At 36.6% G+C, this 19,240-nt stretch carries 22 protein-coding genes; 14 read left to right on the forward strand and 8 right to left on the reverse strand.

Annotation, left to right across the window (positions count from 1 at the left end):
• Positions 1-24: 24 nt before the first annotated feature.
• Together ABH959_RS06350 and ABH959_RS06355 are read right to left on the reverse strand one after the other, a co-directional pair.
• Positions 25-1,344: a Na+/H+ antiporter family protein gene (locus tag ABH959_RS06350; RefSeq protein WP_137058368.1), complete on the reverse strand. Its 1,320-nt coding sequence runs from the start codon at positions 1,342-1,344 to the stop codon at positions 25-27.
• A 119-nt stretch (positions 1,345-1,463) separates the two neighbouring features.
• On the reverse strand, positions 1,464-2,462 hold the full coding sequence (locus ABH959_RS06355) for an alpha/beta fold hydrolase (RefSeq protein ID WP_404491054.1): 999 nt from the start codon (positions 2,460-2,462) through the stop codon (positions 1,464-1,466).
• 131 nt (positions 2,463-2,593) lie between these two features.
• On the opposite strand from ABH959_RS06355, the gene ABH959_RS06360 reads away from it, so the two are divergent.
• The gene (locus tag ABH959_RS06360; protein WP_002014948.1) at positions 2,594-3,070 is read left to right on the forward strand and encodes a ribbon-helix-helix domain-containing protein; all 477 of its coding nucleotides are present in this window, start codon (positions 2,594-2,596) and stop codon (positions 3,068-3,070) included.
• A 49-nt stretch (positions 3,071-3,119) separates the two neighbouring features.
• Here ABH959_RS06360 and ABH959_RS06365 read toward each other — a convergent pair whose 3' ends face one another.
• Complete coding sequence (locus ABH959_RS06365) at positions 3,120-3,431, reverse strand: ferritin-like domain-containing protein (RefSeq protein ID WP_113937126.1); 312 nt, start codon at positions 3,429-3,431, stop codon at positions 3,120-3,122.
• A 169-nt stretch (positions 3,432-3,600) separates the two neighbouring features.
• A complete protein-coding gene (locus tag ABH959_RS06370) occupies positions 3,601-5,190 on the reverse strand; it encodes a bifunctional metallophosphatase/5'-nucleotidase (RefSeq protein ID WP_113937127.1) in 1,590 nt (529 codons plus the stop codon).
• A 201-nt stretch (positions 5,191-5,391) separates the two neighbouring features.
• Between ABH959_RS06370 and ABH959_RS06375 the strand changes: the two genes are divergently transcribed.
• The 3 genes from ABH959_RS06375 to ABH959_RS06385 all read left to right on the forward strand — a co-directional run bounded on the left by ABH959_RS06375 (position 5,392) and on the right by ABH959_RS06385 (position 7,205).
• Positions 5,392-5,655, forward strand: a complete 264-nt coding sequence (locus tag ABH959_RS06375; protein ID WP_002014945.1) for a YqkE family protein — start codon at positions 5,392-5,394, stop codon at positions 5,653-5,655.
• Between the two features lie 68 nt (positions 5,656-5,723).
• Positions 5,724-6,248, forward strand: a complete 525-nt coding sequence (locus ABH959_RS06380; RefSeq protein WP_404492394.1) for a GrpB family protein — start codon at positions 5,724-5,726, stop codon at positions 6,246-6,248.
• Positions 6,249-6,377: 129 nt separating this feature from the next.
• On the forward strand, positions 6,378-7,205 hold the full coding sequence (locus tag ABH959_RS06385) for an aldo/keto reductase (protein WP_113937129.1): 828 nt from the start codon (positions 6,378-6,380) through the stop codon (positions 7,203-7,205).
• Positions 7,206-7,263: 58 nt separating this feature from the next.
• Here the strand turns inward: ABH959_RS06385 and ABH959_RS06390 are convergent, their stop codons facing one another.
• Positions 7,264-8,178: an aldo/keto reductase gene (locus tag ABH959_RS06390; RefSeq protein ID WP_002192597.1), complete on the reverse strand. Its 915-nt coding sequence runs from the start codon at positions 8,176-8,178 to the stop codon at positions 7,264-7,266.
• Between the two features lie 53 nt (positions 8,179-8,231).
• Positions 8,232-8,360 carry a Z-ring formation inhibitor MciZ gene (mciZ, locus tag ABH959_RS06395; protein WP_000870295.1) on the reverse strand — a complete coding sequence of 43 codons (129 nt, stop codon included), beginning with the start codon at positions 8,358-8,360 and terminating at the stop codon, positions 8,232-8,234.
• A 74-nt stretch (positions 8,361-8,434) separates the two neighbouring features.
• Between mciZ and ABH959_RS06400 the strand changes: the two genes are divergently transcribed.
• On the forward strand, positions 8,435-8,974 hold the full coding sequence (locus ABH959_RS06400) for an NUDIX domain-containing protein (RefSeq protein ID WP_002014941.1): 540 nt from the start codon (positions 8,435-8,437) through the stop codon (positions 8,972-8,974).
• 23 nt (positions 8,975-8,997) lie between these two features.
• On the opposite strand, the gene ABH959_RS06405 is transcribed toward ABH959_RS06400, so the two are convergent.
• Positions 8,998-9,549 carry a GNAT family N-acetyltransferase gene (locus tag ABH959_RS06405; protein ID WP_002033881.1) on the reverse strand — a complete coding sequence of 184 codons (552 nt, stop codon included), beginning with the start codon at positions 9,547-9,549 and terminating at the stop codon, positions 8,998-9,000.
• A gap of 126 nt (positions 9,550-9,675) precedes the next feature.
• On the opposite strand from ABH959_RS06405, the gene spoIIM reads away from it, so the two are divergent.
• The 9 genes from spoIIM to corA all read left to right on the forward strand — a co-directional run bounded on the left by spoIIM (position 9,676) and on the right by corA (position 17,870).
• On the forward strand, positions 9,676-10,323 hold the full coding sequence (gene spoIIM, locus ABH959_RS06410) for a stage II sporulation protein M (RefSeq protein WP_002014939.1): 648 nt from the start codon (positions 9,676-9,678) through the stop codon (positions 10,321-10,323).
• 106 nt (positions 10,324-10,429) lie between these two features.
• A complete protein-coding gene (gene fur, locus ABH959_RS06415) occupies positions 10,430-10,885 on the forward strand; it encodes a ferric iron uptake transcriptional regulator (RefSeq protein WP_000392654.1) in 456 nt (151 codons plus the stop codon).
• Positions 10,886-10,988: 103 nt separating this feature from the next.
• Positions 10,989-11,219 carry a YqzK family protein gene (locus ABH959_RS06420; RefSeq protein WP_002165108.1) on the forward strand — a complete coding sequence of 77 codons (231 nt, stop codon included), beginning with the start codon at positions 10,989-10,991 and terminating at the stop codon, positions 11,217-11,219.
• Positions 11,220-11,225: 6 nt separating this feature from the next.
• A complete protein-coding gene (gene xerD / locus ABH959_RS06425; RefSeq protein ID WP_002088471.1) occupies positions 11,226-12,116 on the forward strand; it encodes a site-specific tyrosine recombinase XerD in 891 nt (296 codons plus the stop codon).
• 146 nt (positions 12,117-12,262) lie between these two features.
• Positions 12,263-13,003, forward strand: a complete 741-nt coding sequence (locus ABH959_RS06430; RefSeq protein ID WP_215551747.1) for a FixH family protein — start codon at positions 12,263-12,265, stop codon at positions 13,001-13,003.
• A 364-nt stretch (positions 13,004-13,367) separates the two neighbouring features.
• On the forward strand, positions 13,368-14,552 hold the full coding sequence (gene deoB / locus ABH959_RS06435; protein WP_002014935.1) for a phosphopentomutase: 1,185 nt from the start codon (positions 13,368-13,370) through the stop codon (positions 14,550-14,552).
• 12 nt (positions 14,553-14,564) lie between these two features.
• Positions 14,565-15,386 (forward strand): purine-nucleoside phosphorylase, encoded by an 822-nt coding sequence (locus ABH959_RS06440; RefSeq protein WP_001078443.1) that lies wholly within the window; start codon positions 14,565-14,567, stop codon positions 15,384-15,386.
• A gap of 7 nt (positions 15,387-15,393) precedes the next feature.
• The gene (locus tag ABH959_RS06445) at positions 15,394-16,698 is read left to right on the forward strand and encodes a pyrimidine-nucleoside phosphorylase (RefSeq protein WP_002067030.1); all 1,305 of its coding nucleotides are present in this window, start codon (positions 15,394-15,396) and stop codon (positions 16,696-16,698) included.
• A gap of 209 nt (positions 16,699-16,907) precedes the next feature.
• Positions 16,908-17,870, forward strand: a complete 963-nt coding sequence (gene corA, locus ABH959_RS06450; protein ID WP_002067031.1) for a magnesium/cobalt transporter CorA — start codon at positions 16,908-16,910, stop codon at positions 17,868-17,870.
• A 32-nt stretch (positions 17,871-17,902) separates the two neighbouring features.
• Here the strand turns inward: corA and ABH959_RS06455 are convergent, their stop codons facing one another.
• Entirely contained in the window at positions 17,903-19,192 is a 1,290-nt protein-coding gene (locus ABH959_RS06455; protein ID WP_002143039.1) for an NCS2 family permease, read from the reverse strand.
• Positions 19,193-19,240 lie beyond the last annotated feature (48 nt).

Below are 19,240 nucleotides of genomic sequence, written 5' to 3' on the forward strand. Positions count from 1 at the left end.
AGGTGCGTTTTTAAAACGCACCTTTTATAGTGTAATTGCGGCAATAAAGCCGAATATAAGTAACGGTATATTATAGTGTAGAAATGTTGGGACACATGTATCCCATATATGATGGTGCTGACCATCAGCATTTAAACCAGACGTTGGTCCAAGTGTACTATCAGATGCTGGAGAACCTGCATCACCAAGTGCACCAGCTGTACCGATAATTGCGATTGTAGCCATGGGACTAAATCCGAGCTGGACGCATAACGGTACGAAAATTGTTGTTAAGATTGGGATGGTTGAAAAGGAAGAGCCAATTCCCATCGTAACGAGAAGTCCAATAATGAGCATAAGAAATGCAGCAAGCGGTTTATTATTTCCGATTATATGTGCACTCGTTTGCACAAGAGATTCAACATGTCCAGTTTTTCGAAGAACAGCGCCAAATCCAGCGGCAGAAATCATAACAAATCCGATAAAGGACATCATACGCATTCCACTCGTTAAAATAGCATCGGCTTCTTTAAGAGGGAGGCTACCGCTAACTGATAAGACAATAATACCTGCTAAAGCACCAAAAATCATTGATTCTGTTGCTAATTGCACAGTTAATGTAGCGAGTATTGATAATAAACCCAAAGTAATGCTTCTTTTCGTATAGGGGACGATTTCATTCTGTGCAGCATGAATTTGTTCTGTTTCATATGTACGTGGTTTTCGGTATGTAATGAAAACCGCTACACATAATCCGATAATCATACCGATTGCTGGAATAGTCATCGCTTTTGGAATAAGTGCGACATCAAATGTAAGACCGCTTTGCGCAGCATTTGTTTGCAATACGTCATGATAAATTTTTCCGAACCCTGCTGGAACCCACATGTAAGGGGTAATTAACCCAAATGTAATAAGACATGTTACAAGCCTACGATCCACCCTCAGCTCATTTAATACTTTTAAAAGTGCTGGAATTAAGATTGGGATGAAGGCGATATGAACAGGGATAATATTTTGTGAGAAGCAAGCCATTGTTAAAATGATAAATAATATAAGTATTTTAGAATAGACTTGTTTTTTCGTGTCTTGTTCGTTGCCGATCCATTTTAAAGCTGATTGGATCATTGCATCAGGAAGTCCTGTTTTTGAAAGGGAAATAGCAAATCCACCGAGCATTGCGTAGCTCAATGCGATAGGAGCACTGTTCCCAAGACCGGCTGTAAAAGTACTAATTGTTTCTGAAATACCGAGTCCGCCGATAAGTCCGCCTGTTAAAGCTCCAACGATAATGGCGACAATGACTTGGACACGTAACAAACTAAGCAGTAGCATGACTGCTACTGCGATGAGTACAGCGTTCATAATAAATGTAATCTCCCTAATTTTTATTCTGTTAAGGCAAGCAAGTGTTTGTAGTGACATATACTTGCGACATATCATTATAAAATGTTTTCTATGAAATGTAAAAGCGCCTTTTGTTATTAATGTTGAAAAGATAGTTCTTGTTTAATTGATTGTAAAGATTTAGCGAATAACTCAGGCTCTTCTAAATCTGGAGAATGTGCCGAGTTTGGAAACCAAATCATCTTTTTAATAGGAGCTTGAATGATATCGCAATATTGTTGAACGAGTGCATAAGGAGTTTGATAATCATAGCGACCAGAACAAAAATAAACAGGAACAGATAAACTTGAAATAGATGAAAAGAAATCGATTGTCAGCATCTCTTCCCATAAAACTCCGGATTTTAAATTTCCTGCGAGAAATTTGAACCAATCTAATAGCGTATATTCAGGAGAAAAGAAGCCTTTTCGTATGAAAGAAAAGGAAGATCCATTTTGGATTGCTCCTCCGAATGTACCAAGCCACTTTCTTTGAATAATGAGGCGTCTCGTATCTAAAAAGGGTGGTTTCCCTAATTTTAAAAGAGAAGCTAATGCCTTTTTATGGTCATGTTTTTTGGCAGAGCTAATTAAATGTTGATATAGTAATTCTTCATTTTGCTTCATATGTACGATTTGACCGATGCCGATGTATGCTTCTATATATTCGGGACATTGATTAGCGATTTGTAGTCCGATAATACTTCCCCAAGAATGACCAGCGAGAAATAGTTTTTGCTTATTAAAGCGTTTGAGAAGATATTGAATAACCTTTTTTGCATCTGAAAAAAATTGATCAATCGTAAGATTTGTTTGGATGTCCCGCCATAAAAAGGATTTACCTGCCCCTCGCTGATCCCAATTAATAACGATAAAGTGCTTTTCTAACTCTTTTTGAAAATGGCGAATAAAGCCGATTTGTGCCATACCAGGGCCGCCGTGACAGCATAATAAAATAGGCTGTTCCACGTTTTGGCCGCGTATAAGGAGAGATTGTTTCCGGTCATTAATCATAACGCTTTCTATCGTAGCGATACTGTTAGGGATTAGTTGCTTCTTTTCGTTGTAAAACTGAGGGGTATGGCTACGAAAAAGCATATGTAAACCTCCTTTTCTTAAATGGTATGAATCGCACAGGCTCTTTCTTTTGCATATACTACTAGAAAATCATTGTATCATAACATACTGGTTTGATTTCAAGTTTAGGCGATTAAGAGAGGAGGGAGAATGTGACGATTGGAGAAATTATTGATTCTTTAAATAGACGCGAATCAATCGCTATTATAGCGAAACGGCTTGAAATGAGCCCATATACATTATCAAAGAAATTAAGGGTGATTGGATATGAATATGATGGAGAGCAGAAAAAACGTATCTTTATAGGTGATGGTGAAGAGCCACGTCATTTGCAAATCCAAGAAGCTACTGCCCTTCAATATGCAAAAACAGACTATCAATTACTAATTTATGAACAATTACAAAGCATTTATGAATTGCTAAGAAAAAGAGAAGAAGTAAGTGTTCAAATTATAAGTAAGAGCACAGAGAAAAAGAAACGAACCTTTTCGATTAATATAGAAGTATTAGCAAGACTAGATGTTATATCGGAATCAAAAGGGATTCAAAAGTCTAAAATTGTAGAAGAAGCACTACAGGAATTTTTGCAACGGTATGATGTTAATCATGAAACGTATCCAGAGAAATAAAAGAAAGGATACTATGTTCCATATAAGAGCGTGTATCCTTTCTTTTATTTCATTTTTTGTTTTGTTTCGAAAAGTAATATAGGAACCAAACGGCATGATTTTGTTCATCAGCTGCTGCGCGCTGAAATGTTTCTTTCACTTGTTGATTTGTCGTTCCGTCAGCAATTTCTAAGTAAAAATCAACTGTTCGTTGCTCATCTTGCCGAATTTCAAGGATTTGAGTTCGTTCATTTATGTCTGGAGCTAAAGTAGCTAATCTAGCATAAAAATGAATGGCGCTATATTCTCCATTAATTGCTTTCTCAATACTACGAATGTGTTTGTCGATACAATGTATCGTCATTGTTTGATAGAAATACATACAAATCTTCCCATTATAGTTTTCTATATACTACGAAGAAACAAGGGGCTATGTGCGTATCCTTTACTGCACTAGAAAAATGACAATACGTATGACTCTAAAAGAAGAAGCTCCTTGCATATAAAAGGAGCTTCTTCTTTTGAGTGTCACGCACTAGTTTGAATAGTATTTAATTGTTTTTTTGAATACGTCCATCAATAATCGGCTGAATTGGTTCTTTCACTTGTTTTACATAATCGACTAATGCTTCAAAATCGTTTGGACCAGTTTCAGCATTTTTTCCATTTTTAAAGGATACGAATCCATCACCGCCAGAAGCTAGGAAAGCATTTGCAACTACGCTATACGTTTTAGAGGGAACTAATTCTTCACCATTTGTTAAACGGATATTCGTAACCTTTTCGTTATTTGGTTTATTTGCATCCCAAGTGTATTGAATACCTGAAATTTGAAGCATTCTCGTTGCTCCTTTTTGCCATTGTTGATTTAATATATCACGAATATCTTGACCTGTTAGATCTACTTTAATTAATTGGTTTCCGAAAGGCTGAATGCCGTATAATTCGCCCCATGTAATATCTCCAGCGTCTAGATCATTACGAATTCCACCAGGATTCATAAGAGCGATTTGTGTTTGCATAGTTTGGCGCTGGGCATCCGCAACTAAATTTCCAAGTGTAGATTCACCAGCATCGTTTTGTTTACGGTCGATAGGTGCTGTAGATTTTCCGACTACTTCATTTACAAGAGGTGCGATTTTTTCTTTATATTGATCTAACTTTTGTTTTACTTGTTTATCAGGCTCTACACCTTCATGGTACGTTGTAATAACTTCAGCTTTTTTCTTCACAATATCTTTTGTTTTTCTATCAATCGTTACATCTACATCAGAGAAAGCCATCCCGTAAGAGTTCGCCTGCACGATAAGTTTATTATTTACAGTACCATTTACGTACGTATGACTATGTCCGCCGAAAATAACATCAACTTCTGGATCTGTTTCATTTGCAATTCGAGTGAGGTCTCCATTTGTTACACCAGACTCATCAGTTGTTCCGCCGACATGTGCAAGGACTACGATAGATTTAACGCCGAGACGCTTTAATTGTTGTGTGGATTTATTAATAGCCTCTACTTCATCAGTGATTTCTACATTTTTAAGCATAGTAGGCATAACGACATTTGGTGTATCCGTTGTAACAACTCCAATGAACCCTACAGGAACTCCGTCAACCATTTTTACAGTGAATGGTGGTAAAAATAAGCGGCCAGTTGATTTATTATAGAAGTTTGCAGCGACATAAGGGAAGTTTGCTCCTTTGAAATTCCCTGTTTTTTCGTGATATCCACCGTAAATGAGGCGTTTCATTTCATCGATACCTTCATCAAATTCATGGTTTCCGATTGTACCAACATCAAACTTTAAGTCATTTAAAAATTCAATTGTTGGTTCGTCTTGTAATAATGCGGAAACTGGTGGGCTGGCTCCGACAATATCACCGGCATGTACGAGAAGTGTATTAGGGTTTTGTTTTTTGCGTTCTTTTAAATAAGTAGCTAAATAATCAGCGCCACCAGCTTCTTTATTGTTAACTTTTTTTACAGTATCTAGTTGACCATGTAAATCATTAATACCAAGCATTTGTACGTCTATGTATCGGTTTTGTTCGGCAGGAGTCTGAGATGGAGGAGCGGCGAATACGCTTGAAAAAGTAATAGTACTTAAAACAGCAACAGCAGGAATAATTTTTTTCCACATAATTAATTTCTCCTTTTTTTATAATCTGACATCATACGACATAATTTTAATAGATTACTAGGATTATATCCATATAAAAATTTAGTTTTTTCGAAAAATTAACATATTTACAAAAGATAAATAATAGAGTAGGGAACCTTTTTTATTGTCGATTTCGCCGTGTATCCTCTATAATGGAGAAAAAAGTAAAAGGTGAATAGTATGAAGAAAAAGAAGCAAAGACAAACACAAAGACACTCTCAAATGAATCAACCAGAGAAAGAATCACTTACACTAGGTGATCAATTGAACGATTCGTTAATGCAACAATTAAAGAATAAGAAAAAAGAGTTGCAAGTGAGAGAAGAGAAAAAAGAGGCAGCAGAACAAGAAAGAAAGCGTAAGGAACAAAAAGAACGTGAAAAGAATAAATCATTTGAAGAACTGTTAAGTGAAAGTAGCCTTACTTGGAAAGACTTTAAATAATAAAAAGATGATCAGTGAAATGCCGCTGATCATTTTTTTGACGAGTGTGTAAGAAAAGGGGAGTTAGAATGAGGAAAATTGTAGTCGTTCCGTATGAAAATCATTGGAGTGAGAAATTCCAAATGGAAGCCGAAAGATTAAAATCGGCGATGCCAGAAACGGTAAAAATCCATCATATTGGAAGTACGTCAGTGCCAGGACTGGCAGCTAAACCAATTATAGATATGATTATGGAAGTAGAGAGTATCGACAGAGTAGATCATTGGAATGAACGTTTTAAAGAGCTTGGTTACATCGTAAAAGGGGAAAATGGTATTTCAAGACGTCGTTATTTTATTCATGGGACTGAGGAAAAACGCTCGTATCACTTACACGTATTTGAAAAAGGAAATCCTGAGATAGTAAGGCATTTAGCATTTCGTGATTATATGATGGCTCATTGTGAAGAAGCAGAAGCGTATGCGACTTTAAAGAAAGAACTAGCTGAAAAATATACATATGATGGCACGTTGTATACAGAAGGAAAAAATGAATTTGTACGTAATGTTGATGAAAAAGCGAAGAAATGGATAGAAAGTAACGTGAACGACTGAGTTCATGTTATTTTCTAAAGGGGTATAAAATTATTATGTAAACTGTACGTATGTTTTGACATTTTGAATAAATCTTGTTGAAATAAAGTAGTGGTTTATAAAAATGTAACATTGAAAGGGAGAACGACTGTGCATATTCCAACAACTACACTTCATAATGGCGTGAAAATGCCGATGATTGGTCTAGGCGTTTATAAAGCGAAAGAAGGCGACGAAGTTAAACAAGCAGTAAAAACAGCGTTAGAAGTTGGATACCGTTCGATTGATACAGCAACTGTATATGAAAATGAAAGCGGTGTCGGAGAAGCGGTTCGTGAATCTGGAATCCCGAGAGAAGACATATTTATTACAACAAAAGTTTGGAACGACGATCAAGGGTACGAGGAGACGCTCGAGGCGTTTGAAAAAAGTTTAAAGAAATTACAAATGGAGTATGTAGATTTATATTTAATCCATTGGCCGATAAGAGGGAAGTATGTTGATACGTACCGTGCTTTAGAAAAGCTATATGAAGAAGGTAAAGTGCGCGCGATTGGTGTTTCTAATTTTCATAAACATCATTTAGAACTGTTATTACCAAATTGTAAAGTGAAGCCGATGGTAAACCAAGTTGAACTTCATCCGATGTTAGCGCAATTTGAATTGCGTGATTTCTGTCAAGGTGAGCAAATTCAGATGGAAGCGTGGAGTCCTTTAATGAGAGGCGGCGAAGTATTCCAGCATCCAATTATTCAGGATATTTCTAAAAAATATGAAAAGTCACCTGCACAAGTTATATTAAGGTGGGATATTCAAAGTGGGATTGTGACTATTCCTAAATCTGTTACGCCATCTCGTATTAAAGAGAACTTTACTATTTTTGATTTCTCATTAACTGAAGAAGAGATGGATCAAATTAATACGTTAAATCGTAATTTACATGTAGGAACGAATCCTGATAAATATGATACGTTATAAAAAAAGACTGCCGCCTAGTGTTGGGGGGCAGTCTTTTGCTTTTATCGGTATCAATATTTTAGCGATGCAAAGCATATGAATCATACTTAACAATCTTTTGAAGTTGTACATATTCTTCTTTTGTTAAAGATAACTGTTGGCTAGCTTGTATATTTTCTTGCAATTGTTGAATAGAGCTTGCACCAGGTATAACAGCTGCAACAGTTTCGTTATGTAAGCAATATTGAATAGCTGTTCCTGTTAAAGAGCTTTCCCCGATTATTTCTTTTACACTCGCGAGTGTCGAATATAACTCATCGTAAGAATAAGAGAGGTAATCTTTTTCTTTTACTCTTTCTATCTTTCTTGCATTATTGTTAGTTAAAATCCCTTTTGCAAGTGGTCCGCGAGCAATAACGCTAATTTGCTGTTCATTAAGAAGCGGGAACCATTCTTCAGGGCGACGATTTAAAAGGCTGTATTCCATTAATATGCTAACGATATTTGATCGTTTTGCATACTCACGAATGACATTTGGACGTATAGAAGAGATACCATAATGACGAATAATCCCTTCTTTTTTTAATTCTTCAAAGGCTTCAACTGTTTCATCTATAGGATCTTCAATCGTCCCGCCATGCAGTTGATATAAATCAATATAATCTGTTTGAAGTCTACGTAAACTCTCTTTTACTTCGGTCTTTATATAAGCTTTAGAAGGATCCCAAGACCAACCGTTTTTTTCTTCTGTCCATCGATTTCCAACCTTTGTTGTAAGAACAATTTGGTCGCGTTTTCCTTTCAGAGCTTTTCCAACAAATTCTTCATTTAATCCATAATCGTATAAGTCCGCTGTATCAAAAAAATTAATTCCTAAATCGATTGCCTCATCGATAATACGCATAGCTTCAGCCTCAGATGCACCGAGAGACATACAGCCAAATCCAATTTCCGTAACATATAAATCTGAGTTTCCTAATTGACGTTTTTTCATAGGTCAACCTCCTTACCTTTATTGTACGAAAGGGGAAGGAGGTTGACAAACGTTTACTTTTTATTTGCTGTAATCCACTCTTGTACAGTTGTATACTCTTTTCCATATTGTTTTAGCTTATGACGAATTTGCCATGCTTTGCCGACTAAAGTGACGCGATTTGGTAAAATGTAAACTTTCATTTCTATCACGCTCCTTTCAATGTGGTAAAATGTATGAAGAACGATTAGGAAATAGAACAGGGAGATGAAGTAGTATGAGTAATCTTGCAGAAAGAACAGTAAAAACTGAACCGATTTTTGATGGTAGGGTTATAAAAGTTCGTGTTGATGATGTAGTATTACCAAATGGAGAAATGAGTAAACGTGAAATCGTAAATCACCCTGGGGCAGTTGCTATTATTGCTATTACTGATGAGGGGAAAATTGTACTCGTTGAGCAGTATCGTAAAGCTCTCGAAAAGGCAATTGTGGAAATTCCTGCTGGGAAGTTAGAACCTGGGGAAAAGCCAGAGGTAACAGCAGTTCGTGAATTAGAAGAAGAAACAGGATATGTATGTGAAAATATGGAGCTTATTACATCTTTCTATACATCACCTGGTTTTGCAGATGAGATTTTATATGTATATAAAGCGACAGGATTAAAACAAAAAGAAAATAAAGCAGCTTTAGATGAAGATGAATTTGTGGAATTAATGGAAGTGTCATTAGAAGAAGCGATTGATCTTATGAAAGACCTTCGCATACATGATGCTAAGACGATGTTTGCAGTACAATATTTACAATTACAAAAATAAACACTCGCCTAAGGCGAGTGTTTTTAGTTGATTTTTGCATATACACGTGCATCGCGTAAGCTGCCATCGGGTGCTAGGAAATCATTTTCCATTGTACCTTCTAAAATAAATTCTAGACGTTCTGCTAAGTTACATGCGTTTATATTTGTTGCATCAGTACGAATTTCAATTCTTCTAGCACCTAGTTTATCAAATGCAAATTGAATCGCACCTTTAATGGCTTCTGTCATATAGCCATGCTTTGTATAAGCGCTATGTAGCCAAAAGTGAAGTGAAAACTTTGGAATATCCCAGTTTTCAGGCTTGAGCGTAATAGCTCCGATGAATGTACCAGATACTTTATCGTATAAGTGGAAATCAAGTGTTTCACGAAGTAAAAACTGTCCGTGAGCTTCGCGAACAATTTCTTCAGCACGTTCTTCTGTTTCAGCTGTAATTGGCATCCATGGTAATAAGTCTTCTAGCGAAGCTTGGATTGCTTCATATACCTCTGTTCCATCACCTGGAAACGGCTTACGTACTTGCAAGCGCTCAGTTTGAAATAATGTTGGAAAATCTAATAATAATGGTTTCAAGAGAAATCCCTCCTATTCTCTACTTTTTAGTTTAGCAAAGTAGAGCGGAATTTCAATGCTAATTCGTCATACTTTTTTTCTTTCTTTCATACATTTTTAGTAAGAGTGTGAACGGAGGGAAGGAAAATGTGGCGAAAAACGTGGCAAGACCGTGTAATGTCTCACATACAGGAAAATTCTTCACTATATATATTTAATGCGGTTTTATTACTGATGGGAGTAATATTTGGAGCGATTCTTGTGAATAGTTTACAAATAAACCAAAAGCAAGATTTATCATTTTATTTACAGCGTTTTTTTGGACAAGTTTCTAAAGGAGAATTTGCTGTCGCAGGCGAAATGTTTCGAGAAAGTTACTTTTCGCAATTAAAATATATCGGCTTTATTTGGATTTTGGGGATTTCAATTATTGGGTTGCCGCTCATTTTTATCTTACTATTTTTAAAAGGGGTAGTTGTTGGATTTACAGTAGGTTTTTTAGTAAGTCAGCACGGATGGAATGGACTATTATTAGCATTTGTATCTGTATTGCCACAAAATTTAATTATAATTCCTGTATTTCTCGTAATGACAACAATTGCTGCAAGCTTTTCCTTACGCATGATTAGGCATCAATTTATTCGGAAAATAACTGAGCCACTATTACCGTTATTAATTCGCTATACATGCTTTTTTCTCGTGATTGGAGCGGTATTAGCTATTGCTTCCAGTGTCGAAGTGTATGCATCACCAGTTTTAATGAAAGAAGTTGTGGAGGCTATTAACAAACAATAAATGTTTTTTGAGAATAATTATCAATTTGTTTTTATTGTTTTTCTTTTGACAGGAGCCCTTCTTCTGATATAATGGTGTAAGAGTGGCGAGGAGGGAGTAGTACCGAATGGAAGAAAGAATTGAACGAATTAAGAAGCAATTACATGCAGCGAGCTATAAATTGACACCACAACGTGAAGCAACAGTTCGTGTGCTGCTAGAAAATGAAGAAGATCATTTAAGCGCAGAAGATGTATACCTCCTTGTAAAAGAAAAGTCGCCAGAGATCGGATTAGCAACCGTTTATCGAACTTTAGAGTTATTGTCTGAGTTGAAAGTTGTCGATAAAATTAACTTTGGAGACGGTGTTTCGCGTTATGACTTACGCCAAGAAGGTGCACAGCGTTTCCATCATCATTTAATCTGTACACAATGCGGTGCTGTACAAGAAATACAAGAAGATTTACTTGGTGAAGTGGAGAATAAAGTGGAACGAGACTGGAGCTTTAAGGTGAAAGATCATCGTTTAACATTCCATGGGATTTGTAAAAATTGTCAAGAAAATGAAACGGATGAAAAATAACCTTTTCCTATTTAACTAGGAAGAGGTTTTTTATTTGAATAAGGTATAAATTGGTGAAAGCTTGGCATATGTTGTAATAACTTATATTTTGGAGGAATTTACAATGCGCCGAGCTTTAAAATTAACTTTTGATGGGATGAAAGTATTTTTATTATTTACAAGTTGTACGATTTTGTTTTATTTCGCTATACTATGGATAAATCAAGAATATGAAAGTTACCATCGTTATGAAAAGCCAAAAGAAGAGACTGTAGAAAAAGTATCAGGGAATGAGGAGCCGGAAAAGGATGCTTTCGTAAATAGAATGATGTTTTTCTATGAAAATGGGGAGTAGTGTAGATTGGAAGATCAATTAAAAGATTTTATTCATTATATGATTGTTGAAAAAGGTTTAGCGAAAAATACAGTTGTATCTTATGAACGCGATTTAAAAAGCTATGTGAAGTATTTGCAAAATGTAGAACAAACGAAGACGTTTCATGAAGTGACACGCTTGCATATTGTTAACTTTTTGCAGTATTTAAAAGAAAACGGGAAATCTTCAAAAACATTGGCGCGTCATATTGCATCGATTCGTTCGTTTCATCAATTTTTACTTCGTGAACGAGCAGTGGAGCATGACCCATCGGTACATATTGAAACGCCACAAGGGGAACGGAAATTACCAAAAGTATTATCAATCGACGAAGTGGAAGCATTGCTTCAAACACCGAAAACGGCAAGTGCTTTTGGGATTCGTGATAAGGCAATGTTAGAGTTGTTGTATGCAACAGGACTTCGTGTTTCAGAATTAATTGCATTAAATTTAGAAGATGTGCACTTAACGATGGGATTTGTTCGCTGTATCGGGAAAGGGAACAAAGAAAGAATTATTCCACTAGGAAGCTTAGCGACAGAAGCGATTCAAAAGTATATTGAAAAAGGAAGAAGAGAATTGATGGGTAAAAAAGCAGTAGATGCGCTCTTTTTAAACCATCATGGTAATCGATTATCGAGACAGGGATTTTGGAAAATTTTAAAACGGCTAGCGAAAGAAGCGAATATTGCAAAAGAGCTTACACCGCATACGTTGCGTCACTCTTTTGCTACGCATCTATTAGAAAATGGGGCAGACTTACGTGCTGTACAGGAAATGCTTGGACATGCAGATATTTCGACGACACAAATTTATACGCACGTTTCAAAAACTAGATTAAAAGATGTATATAAACAGTTTCACCCGAGAGCATAGTCACTATGCTCTTTTTTCATAGATTAAGAAGAGTGAACCATTTCACAGAAACTTCACAAACATTTCGTACATTGTTTTCAGCAGAAGACTAGAATATTACAATGTATTTCCTCTATACTAAGGAAAGTATGAAGGAGGAAATGAAGATGAAAAAACTTATTATTACATTATTTATCGCGATGCTAGCATTGGCTGGCTGTAATACAAACAAAGAAGAACCGAAAAAAGGACAGAAACTTGAAGGTATAGACGTAGCGGTTCAAACGAATCCGAAAGAAATTAAACCTGGTGAAAAAACAGAAGTACAAGCACTTGTTACACAAGGAAAAGAAAGAGTAACGGATGCTGATGACGTAAAGTTTGAGATTTGGAAAGATGGCGACGAGAAACACGAGATGTTAGATGGTAAGCATAAAGGAAAAGGCGTTTATGCAGTAGAGAAAACATTTGAAACTGATGGAGTATATCATATTATTCCTCATACAAATGCACGTGATATACACGTTATGCCAGAACACAAAGTTGCTGTAGGGAATGCGAAAGTAGAAGATGCGAAAAAAGAAAGTGGTGATCATAGTGCAGGACACGGTGATCATAAAAGTGACACAATGATTCATCTTATGGCCGGTGACATAAAAGCAAATGCTGAATCAACAATGAAAGTTCATTTGAAGCAAAAAGAAGAAGCGTTAACTGGTGCTGAAGTACAACTTGAGATTTGGAAAGATGGTGTTGAAAAGCACGAATTTATTCCAGCGAAAGAAGGAAATAAAGGAGAGTATGAAACGAAACATACTTTCAAAGAAAACGGTGCTTACAAAGTGAAAGTTCATGTAAGAAAAGGTGAACTACATGAACATAAAGAAGAAACAGTAGAAGTAAAATAAAAAGGAGCTCTTTAGAGCTGCTTTTTATTTTTATATTAGGAAATATGTTATAAAATGATTAGCACTTCTTTGCAGAATGGATTACAATAGAAGGGTAAAGAAAATGAGGAATTCTACGAAAATGTATTAAAAAGAAAGCGTAAACATGTTATGATATCAATATCAGATGTCTGACATCTGACTTGGAAAAACCTAGAAATGTTTTTTATTCGTTTGAAAGTAAAACGAAAAAGTTAGAGAATGATTTAAAGCAGTACTGTTTAATAATGAGGACGAAAGATAATTCCCATTGATAACAGTTTCACTTTATAGCGTTTTGAACATACTACAAGAAGTAGAACTGAACATATAGGAGGTTGCAGTTATGAATAAATATAAACGTATTTTCCTAGTCGTAATGGACTCTGTGGGAATCGGTGAAGCACCAGATGCTGAGCAGTTTGGTGATTTAGGTTCTGATACAATTGGTCATATCGCTGAACATATGAATGGATTACACATGCCAAACATGGTGAAATTAGGCCTTGGTAATATTCGTGAAATGAAAGGAATCTCTAAAGTAGAGAAACCGCTTGGATATTATACAAAAATGCAAGAGAAATCTACAGGTAAAGATACAATGACAGGTCACTGGGAAATCATGGGCCTTTACATTGATACACCATTCCAAGTGTTTCCTGAAGGATTCCCGAAAGAATTACTTGATGAATTAGAAGAAAAGACAGGTCGTAAAATTATCGGTAATAAACCAGCTTCTGGAACTGAGGTACTTGTTGAGCTTGGTCAAGAACAAATGGAAACAGGTTCTTTAATTGTTTACACTTCTGCTGATAGTGTATTACAGATCGCAGCTCATGAAGAAGTAGTACCACTTGAAGAGCTATATAAAATTTGTAAAATCGCACGTGAATTAACATTAGATGAGAAGTACATGGTAGGGCGTGTTATTGCTCGTCCGTTCGTTGGAGAGCCAGGAAACTTCACACGTACACCAAATCGTCATGACTATGCGTTAAAACCATTTGGTCGCACAGTAATGAATGAACTTAAAGATAGCGATTATGATGTAATTGCTATTGGTAAAATTGCTGACATTTATGATGGAGAAGGTGTAACTGAATCACTTCGTACGAAATCAAATATGGATGGAATGGACAAGCTTGTAGATACATTAAATATGGACTTTACAGGTATTAGCTTCTTAAACTTAGTTGACTTTGATGCCTTATTTGGTCATCGTCGTGACCCACAAGGGTACGGAGAAGCATTGCAAGAATATGACGCACGTCTTCCAGAAGTATTCGAAAAACTAAAAGAAGATGATCTATTATTAATTACAGCAGACCATGGTAATGATCCAGTACATCCTGGTACTGATCATACACGTGAATATGTACCGTTATTAGCATATAGCCCAAGCATGAAAGAAGGCGGACAAGAGTTATCACTTCGTCAAACATTTGCTGATATTGGTGCAACTGTAGCAGAAAACTTTAATGTTAAAATGCCAGAACATGGAACAAGCTTCTTAAACGAGCTAAAGAAATAGGGGGATAAACAGATGAATCGTGAACTAATTACAAAATCAGCTTCATACTTAAAAGAGAAATTTCAAGAGACACCACAAGTAGGACTAATCCTTGGATCTGGACTAGGTGTATTAGCAGATGAAATCGAGAACGCAGTAACAGTACCATACAGTGAAATCCCTGAATTCCCAGTTTCAACTGTAGAAGGACATGCAGGTCAACTTGTATTCGGTACACTTCAAGGTGTAACAGTAGTAGCAATGCAAGGACGTTTCCATTTCTATGAAGGATACGATATGCAAAAAGTAACATTCCCAGTTCGTGTTATGAAAGAATTAGGTGTAGAAACAGTTGTTGTAACGAACGCAGCTGGTGGTGTAAATACATCATTTGAACCAGGCGATCTTATGTTAATTTCAGACCATATTAACTTCATGGGTACGAACCCATTAATCGGACCAAATGATTCTGAAATGGGTGTACGTTTCCCTGATATGTCTACATCATATACGCCAGAACTTCGCGAAATGGCGAAACAAGTTGCAGCAGATTTAAATATTAAAGTACAAGAAGGTGTATATGTTGGAATGACAGGTCCTGTATATGAAACACCTGCTGAAATTCGTATGCTTCGTACACTTGGCGGAGATGCAGTTGGTATGTCAACAGTACCAGAAGTAATTGTAGCTCGTCATGCAGGTATGAAAGTACTAGGTATTTCTTGTATTTCAAATATGGCAGCTGGTATTTTAGATCAACCACTTCACCACGATGAAGTAATTGAAACGACAGAACGTGTTAAAGCTAATTTCTTAGCATTAGTAAAAGCAATTGTAAAACAAATGAAGGGGTGACTTCACAATGAGAATGGTGGACCTAATTGCAAAAAAACGTGATGGACATGCATTAACGACAGAAGAAATTAACTTTATCGTTGAAGGATACACAAATGGTAGTATTCCAGATTATCAAATGAGTTCACTTGCAATGGCAATTTTCTTCCAAGATATGAATGATCAAGAACGTGCAGATTTAACGATGGCAATGGTAAATAGCGGTGATACAATTGACTTATCAGCCATTGAAGGGGTAAAAGTAGATAAGCATTCAACGGGTGGAGTCGGTGATACAACGACACTTGTATTAGGTCCATTAGTAGCTGCTTTAGGTGTACCAGTTGCGAAAATGTCTGGACGAGGTCTAGGACATACGGGTGGTACAATTGATAAATTAGAAGCAGTACCAGGATTCCATGTGGAAATTGAAAATGATGAATTCATGCGTCTTGTAAATGAAAATAAAATCGCTGTTATTGGTCAAAGTGGAAACCTAACACCTGCTGATAAAAAGTTATATGCGCTTCGTGATGTAACTGCAACAGTAAATTCAATTCCTCTTATCGCTAGCTCAATTATGAGTAAGAAAATTGCTGCTGGTGCAGATGCAATTGTTCTTGATGTAAAAACTGGAGCAGGCGCGTTTATGAAAACGGATGAAGATGCAAAGCGTTTAGCAGAAGCAATGGTACGCATCGGTAATAACGTTGGTCGTAATACGATGGCGGTTATTTCTGATATGAGTCAGCCGCTTGGTGAAGCAATCGGTAATGCATTAGAAGTACAAGAAGCAATTGATACATTACAAGGTAAGGGACCGAAAGATTTAGAAGAGTTATGTTTAACACTTGGAAGTCAGATGGTGTACCTTGCTGGACAAGCTTCATCTTTAGAAGATGCACGTGAAAAGTTAATTGAAGTAATGAACAATGGTAAAGCGCTAGAATCATTTAAAACGTTCTTATCAGCACAAGGCGGCGATGCATCTGTTGTTGATGATCCTTCTAAATTGCCACAAGCACAATTTAAAATTGAAGTGGAAGCGAAAGAAGACGGTTACGTATCGGAAATCGTTGCAGATGAAATCGGAACAGCAGCAATGCTTTTAGGAGCAGGGCGTGCAACGAAAGAGTCTGAAATTGATTTAGCAGTTGGTCTAATGCTTCGCAAAAAAGTAGGCGATAGCGTGAAAAAAGGTGACTCTCTTGTTACAATTTACGCAAACCGCGAAAATGTTGAAGACGTAAAAGCGAAAATTTATGAGAACATGAAAATCGCTAAAGATCACGTAGATGCACCAACTTTAGTACACGGTATTGTAACGAAGTAATAAAGTGAAACTTTAATCAGTGGGGGCTTTATCCCCACTGATTATTAGCCTTCACCAATCGGGCATTTACGGGCAGCCCGACCTAGACCTAACTTCTTTGCTTTCGCTGAATTTTGAGGTAGGGGTCTTACTGCCCGCAAATAGCGGGATAAAAAAAGCTGAGGAGATTTCTCCTTGGCTTTTTTTACTATTTTTTGTTTATAATAGTAATGGGTGAAATTATGATTAGAATTTGTGCAATAACGAAAAAAAATGAAGTTTTATATGATGTTTCGCTAGAAGAAACGAAAAAAGAGAACATCATATGGTATTGGCTTGATTTATATAAGCCAACGAAAGAGGAGTATACATATATTTTACAAGATCACTTCAAGTTCCATCCCCTTGCAATTGAAGATTGTGTAGAGTATGTACAGAGACCAAAGGTAGATTTTTATGATGGATATAACTTTTTAGTTCTTCATGCATTCGGAGAAGACGGATTAGAACCGCATGAAATCGATTTATTTATTAGTGATCGATATATAGTCTCTTTCCATTTCTCTCATAACAATGCGATTGAAAGAGTATGGAAAACGCTCGGTGAAAAGAAACGTATTAAGAAGAGCCCTTTGCATGTAGCACATACAATTATTGACCAAATTGTAGATGATTATTTCGCACCTGTTTATTACATTGAAGACCATTTAAATGCAATTGATGATAATTTAACGGGTGAGACAGCAGGAAGTGTGCTAGAAGAAGTATTTGATATTCGTGCAGATTTATCTAAGCTAAGGCGTACGATTATTCCGATGCGTGATTTATTGTATCGTATATTAAATTCAACACGTTTTTACGGTATAAGCGATCATGAAATTTATTTTAAAGATATACATGATCATTTGCTTAAACTGACAGAGATGATTGAAGCGAGCCGTGAATTAACAGCAGATATTCGAGATAGTTACTTTTCGTTGAATTCCCACCATATGAACAATATTATGAAAACATTAACTGTTTTCTCAACTATTTTCATGCCGTTAACATTTATTGCAGGGGTATACGGCATGAACTTCGCACATATGCCAGAGCTTGGCGGGAAGTATAGTTATTTTATTTGCTTAATTTTAATGGCATTAATTGGCGGTGGAATGATGGCTTGGTTTTATAAAAAAGGTTGGTTTAAGTAAAAAAACACCGAGGATTTCTCGGTGTTTTTTTCTTAGCCAATAGCGTGTAATACGAACATGGCTAAGAATAAGCATGTAATAATATACATGGACGGTGCGACTTCTTTACGCTTTCCAAGTGCAACTTTCAAGATAGGATAAGCAATAAATCCGAACGCAATGCCATCAGCGATACTATATGTGAGCGGGATCATAACGATAATTAAAAACGCTGGAAATCCTTCTGAAAAGTCGTTCAGAGGAATTTGTTGAATGCTTGTAATCATCAGCCCGCCAATAATAATTAAGATTGGTGCAATGGCACTGTCAGGAATTATTTTGACAAACGGAAGCGCAAACAGTGATGCGAAGAATAACAACCCTGTAACGATAGACGTCAGACCTGTCTTTCCGCCTGCAGTAATACCTGCGGCACTCTCTACTGTTGAAACGGTAGGGCTTGTGCCAAATAGACCACATGTCATTGCTGAAATTGCATTTGCTTGGTAAGCACGTGGGAATTTACGATCATCTTCTAATAAACCATGTAAAAGTCCCATGTTCTCAAAAATAAGCACCATGCTTAAGGAGAATGTTGCAATCCAAAATGGCAAGGAAGAAAGTTTCCCAAATGACATAGCTCCAAACACATCGCCATAATTAGCGAATGAAAACGAACTATTTCCCATTTGACTCGTATCAACAAGACCAAACAGCCATGCAATACCAGTTCCAATTGCAATCGTCCATAAAAAGCTTCCACGTACGTTACGCGCAAATAGTACAAGTGCGACAATAAGAGTAAGTAGTGTGGCAAGAACGACAGGACTACTTAATTTTCCCATTGCAACAGCAGTATTAGGATGCGAAACGACTAAACCACCTTTTTGCAAGCCGATGAAAGCTAAAAACAACCCGATACCGACAGTGATCGCTTCCTTTAATGACTTTGGAATCGATACCGAAAGCACGCGAGCAATCGGTGTAAAAGCAGCAATTGTAAAAATAATACCGGCGATAAAAACAGCTGCCAATGCTTCTTGCCAAGTTAAACCGAGCGTATGCACAGCAGTGTACGTGAAGAATGCATTTACACCCATACCAGGGACAAGAATAGCAGGTGCATTTGCCCAAAATGCCATAAGTAGACATCCGACAAATGAACTGAAAACAGTTGCTAAAATTCCAGCTTCAAGAGGAATGCCGGCATCTGATAAGATTGACGCATTTACAATCATAATATAAACGATTGTGAAAAATGACGTGACTCCAGCTAAAACTTCTTGTTTTGGTGATGTTTGGTGTAAGTCTAATTTAAATGTTCTTTCAAGTATTCCTTTCATGTTAAACCTTCTTTTTCATATCCCTCTCCCACCCGTGATATCTCTTAT

Origin of the sequence: Bacillus sp. RC51 (genome assembly GCF_044908115.1) — a bacterium.
In the GTDB taxonomy this organism is placed as follows: Bacteria; Bacillota; Bacilli; order Bacillales; family Bacillaceae_G; genus Bacillus_A; species Bacillus_A mycoides.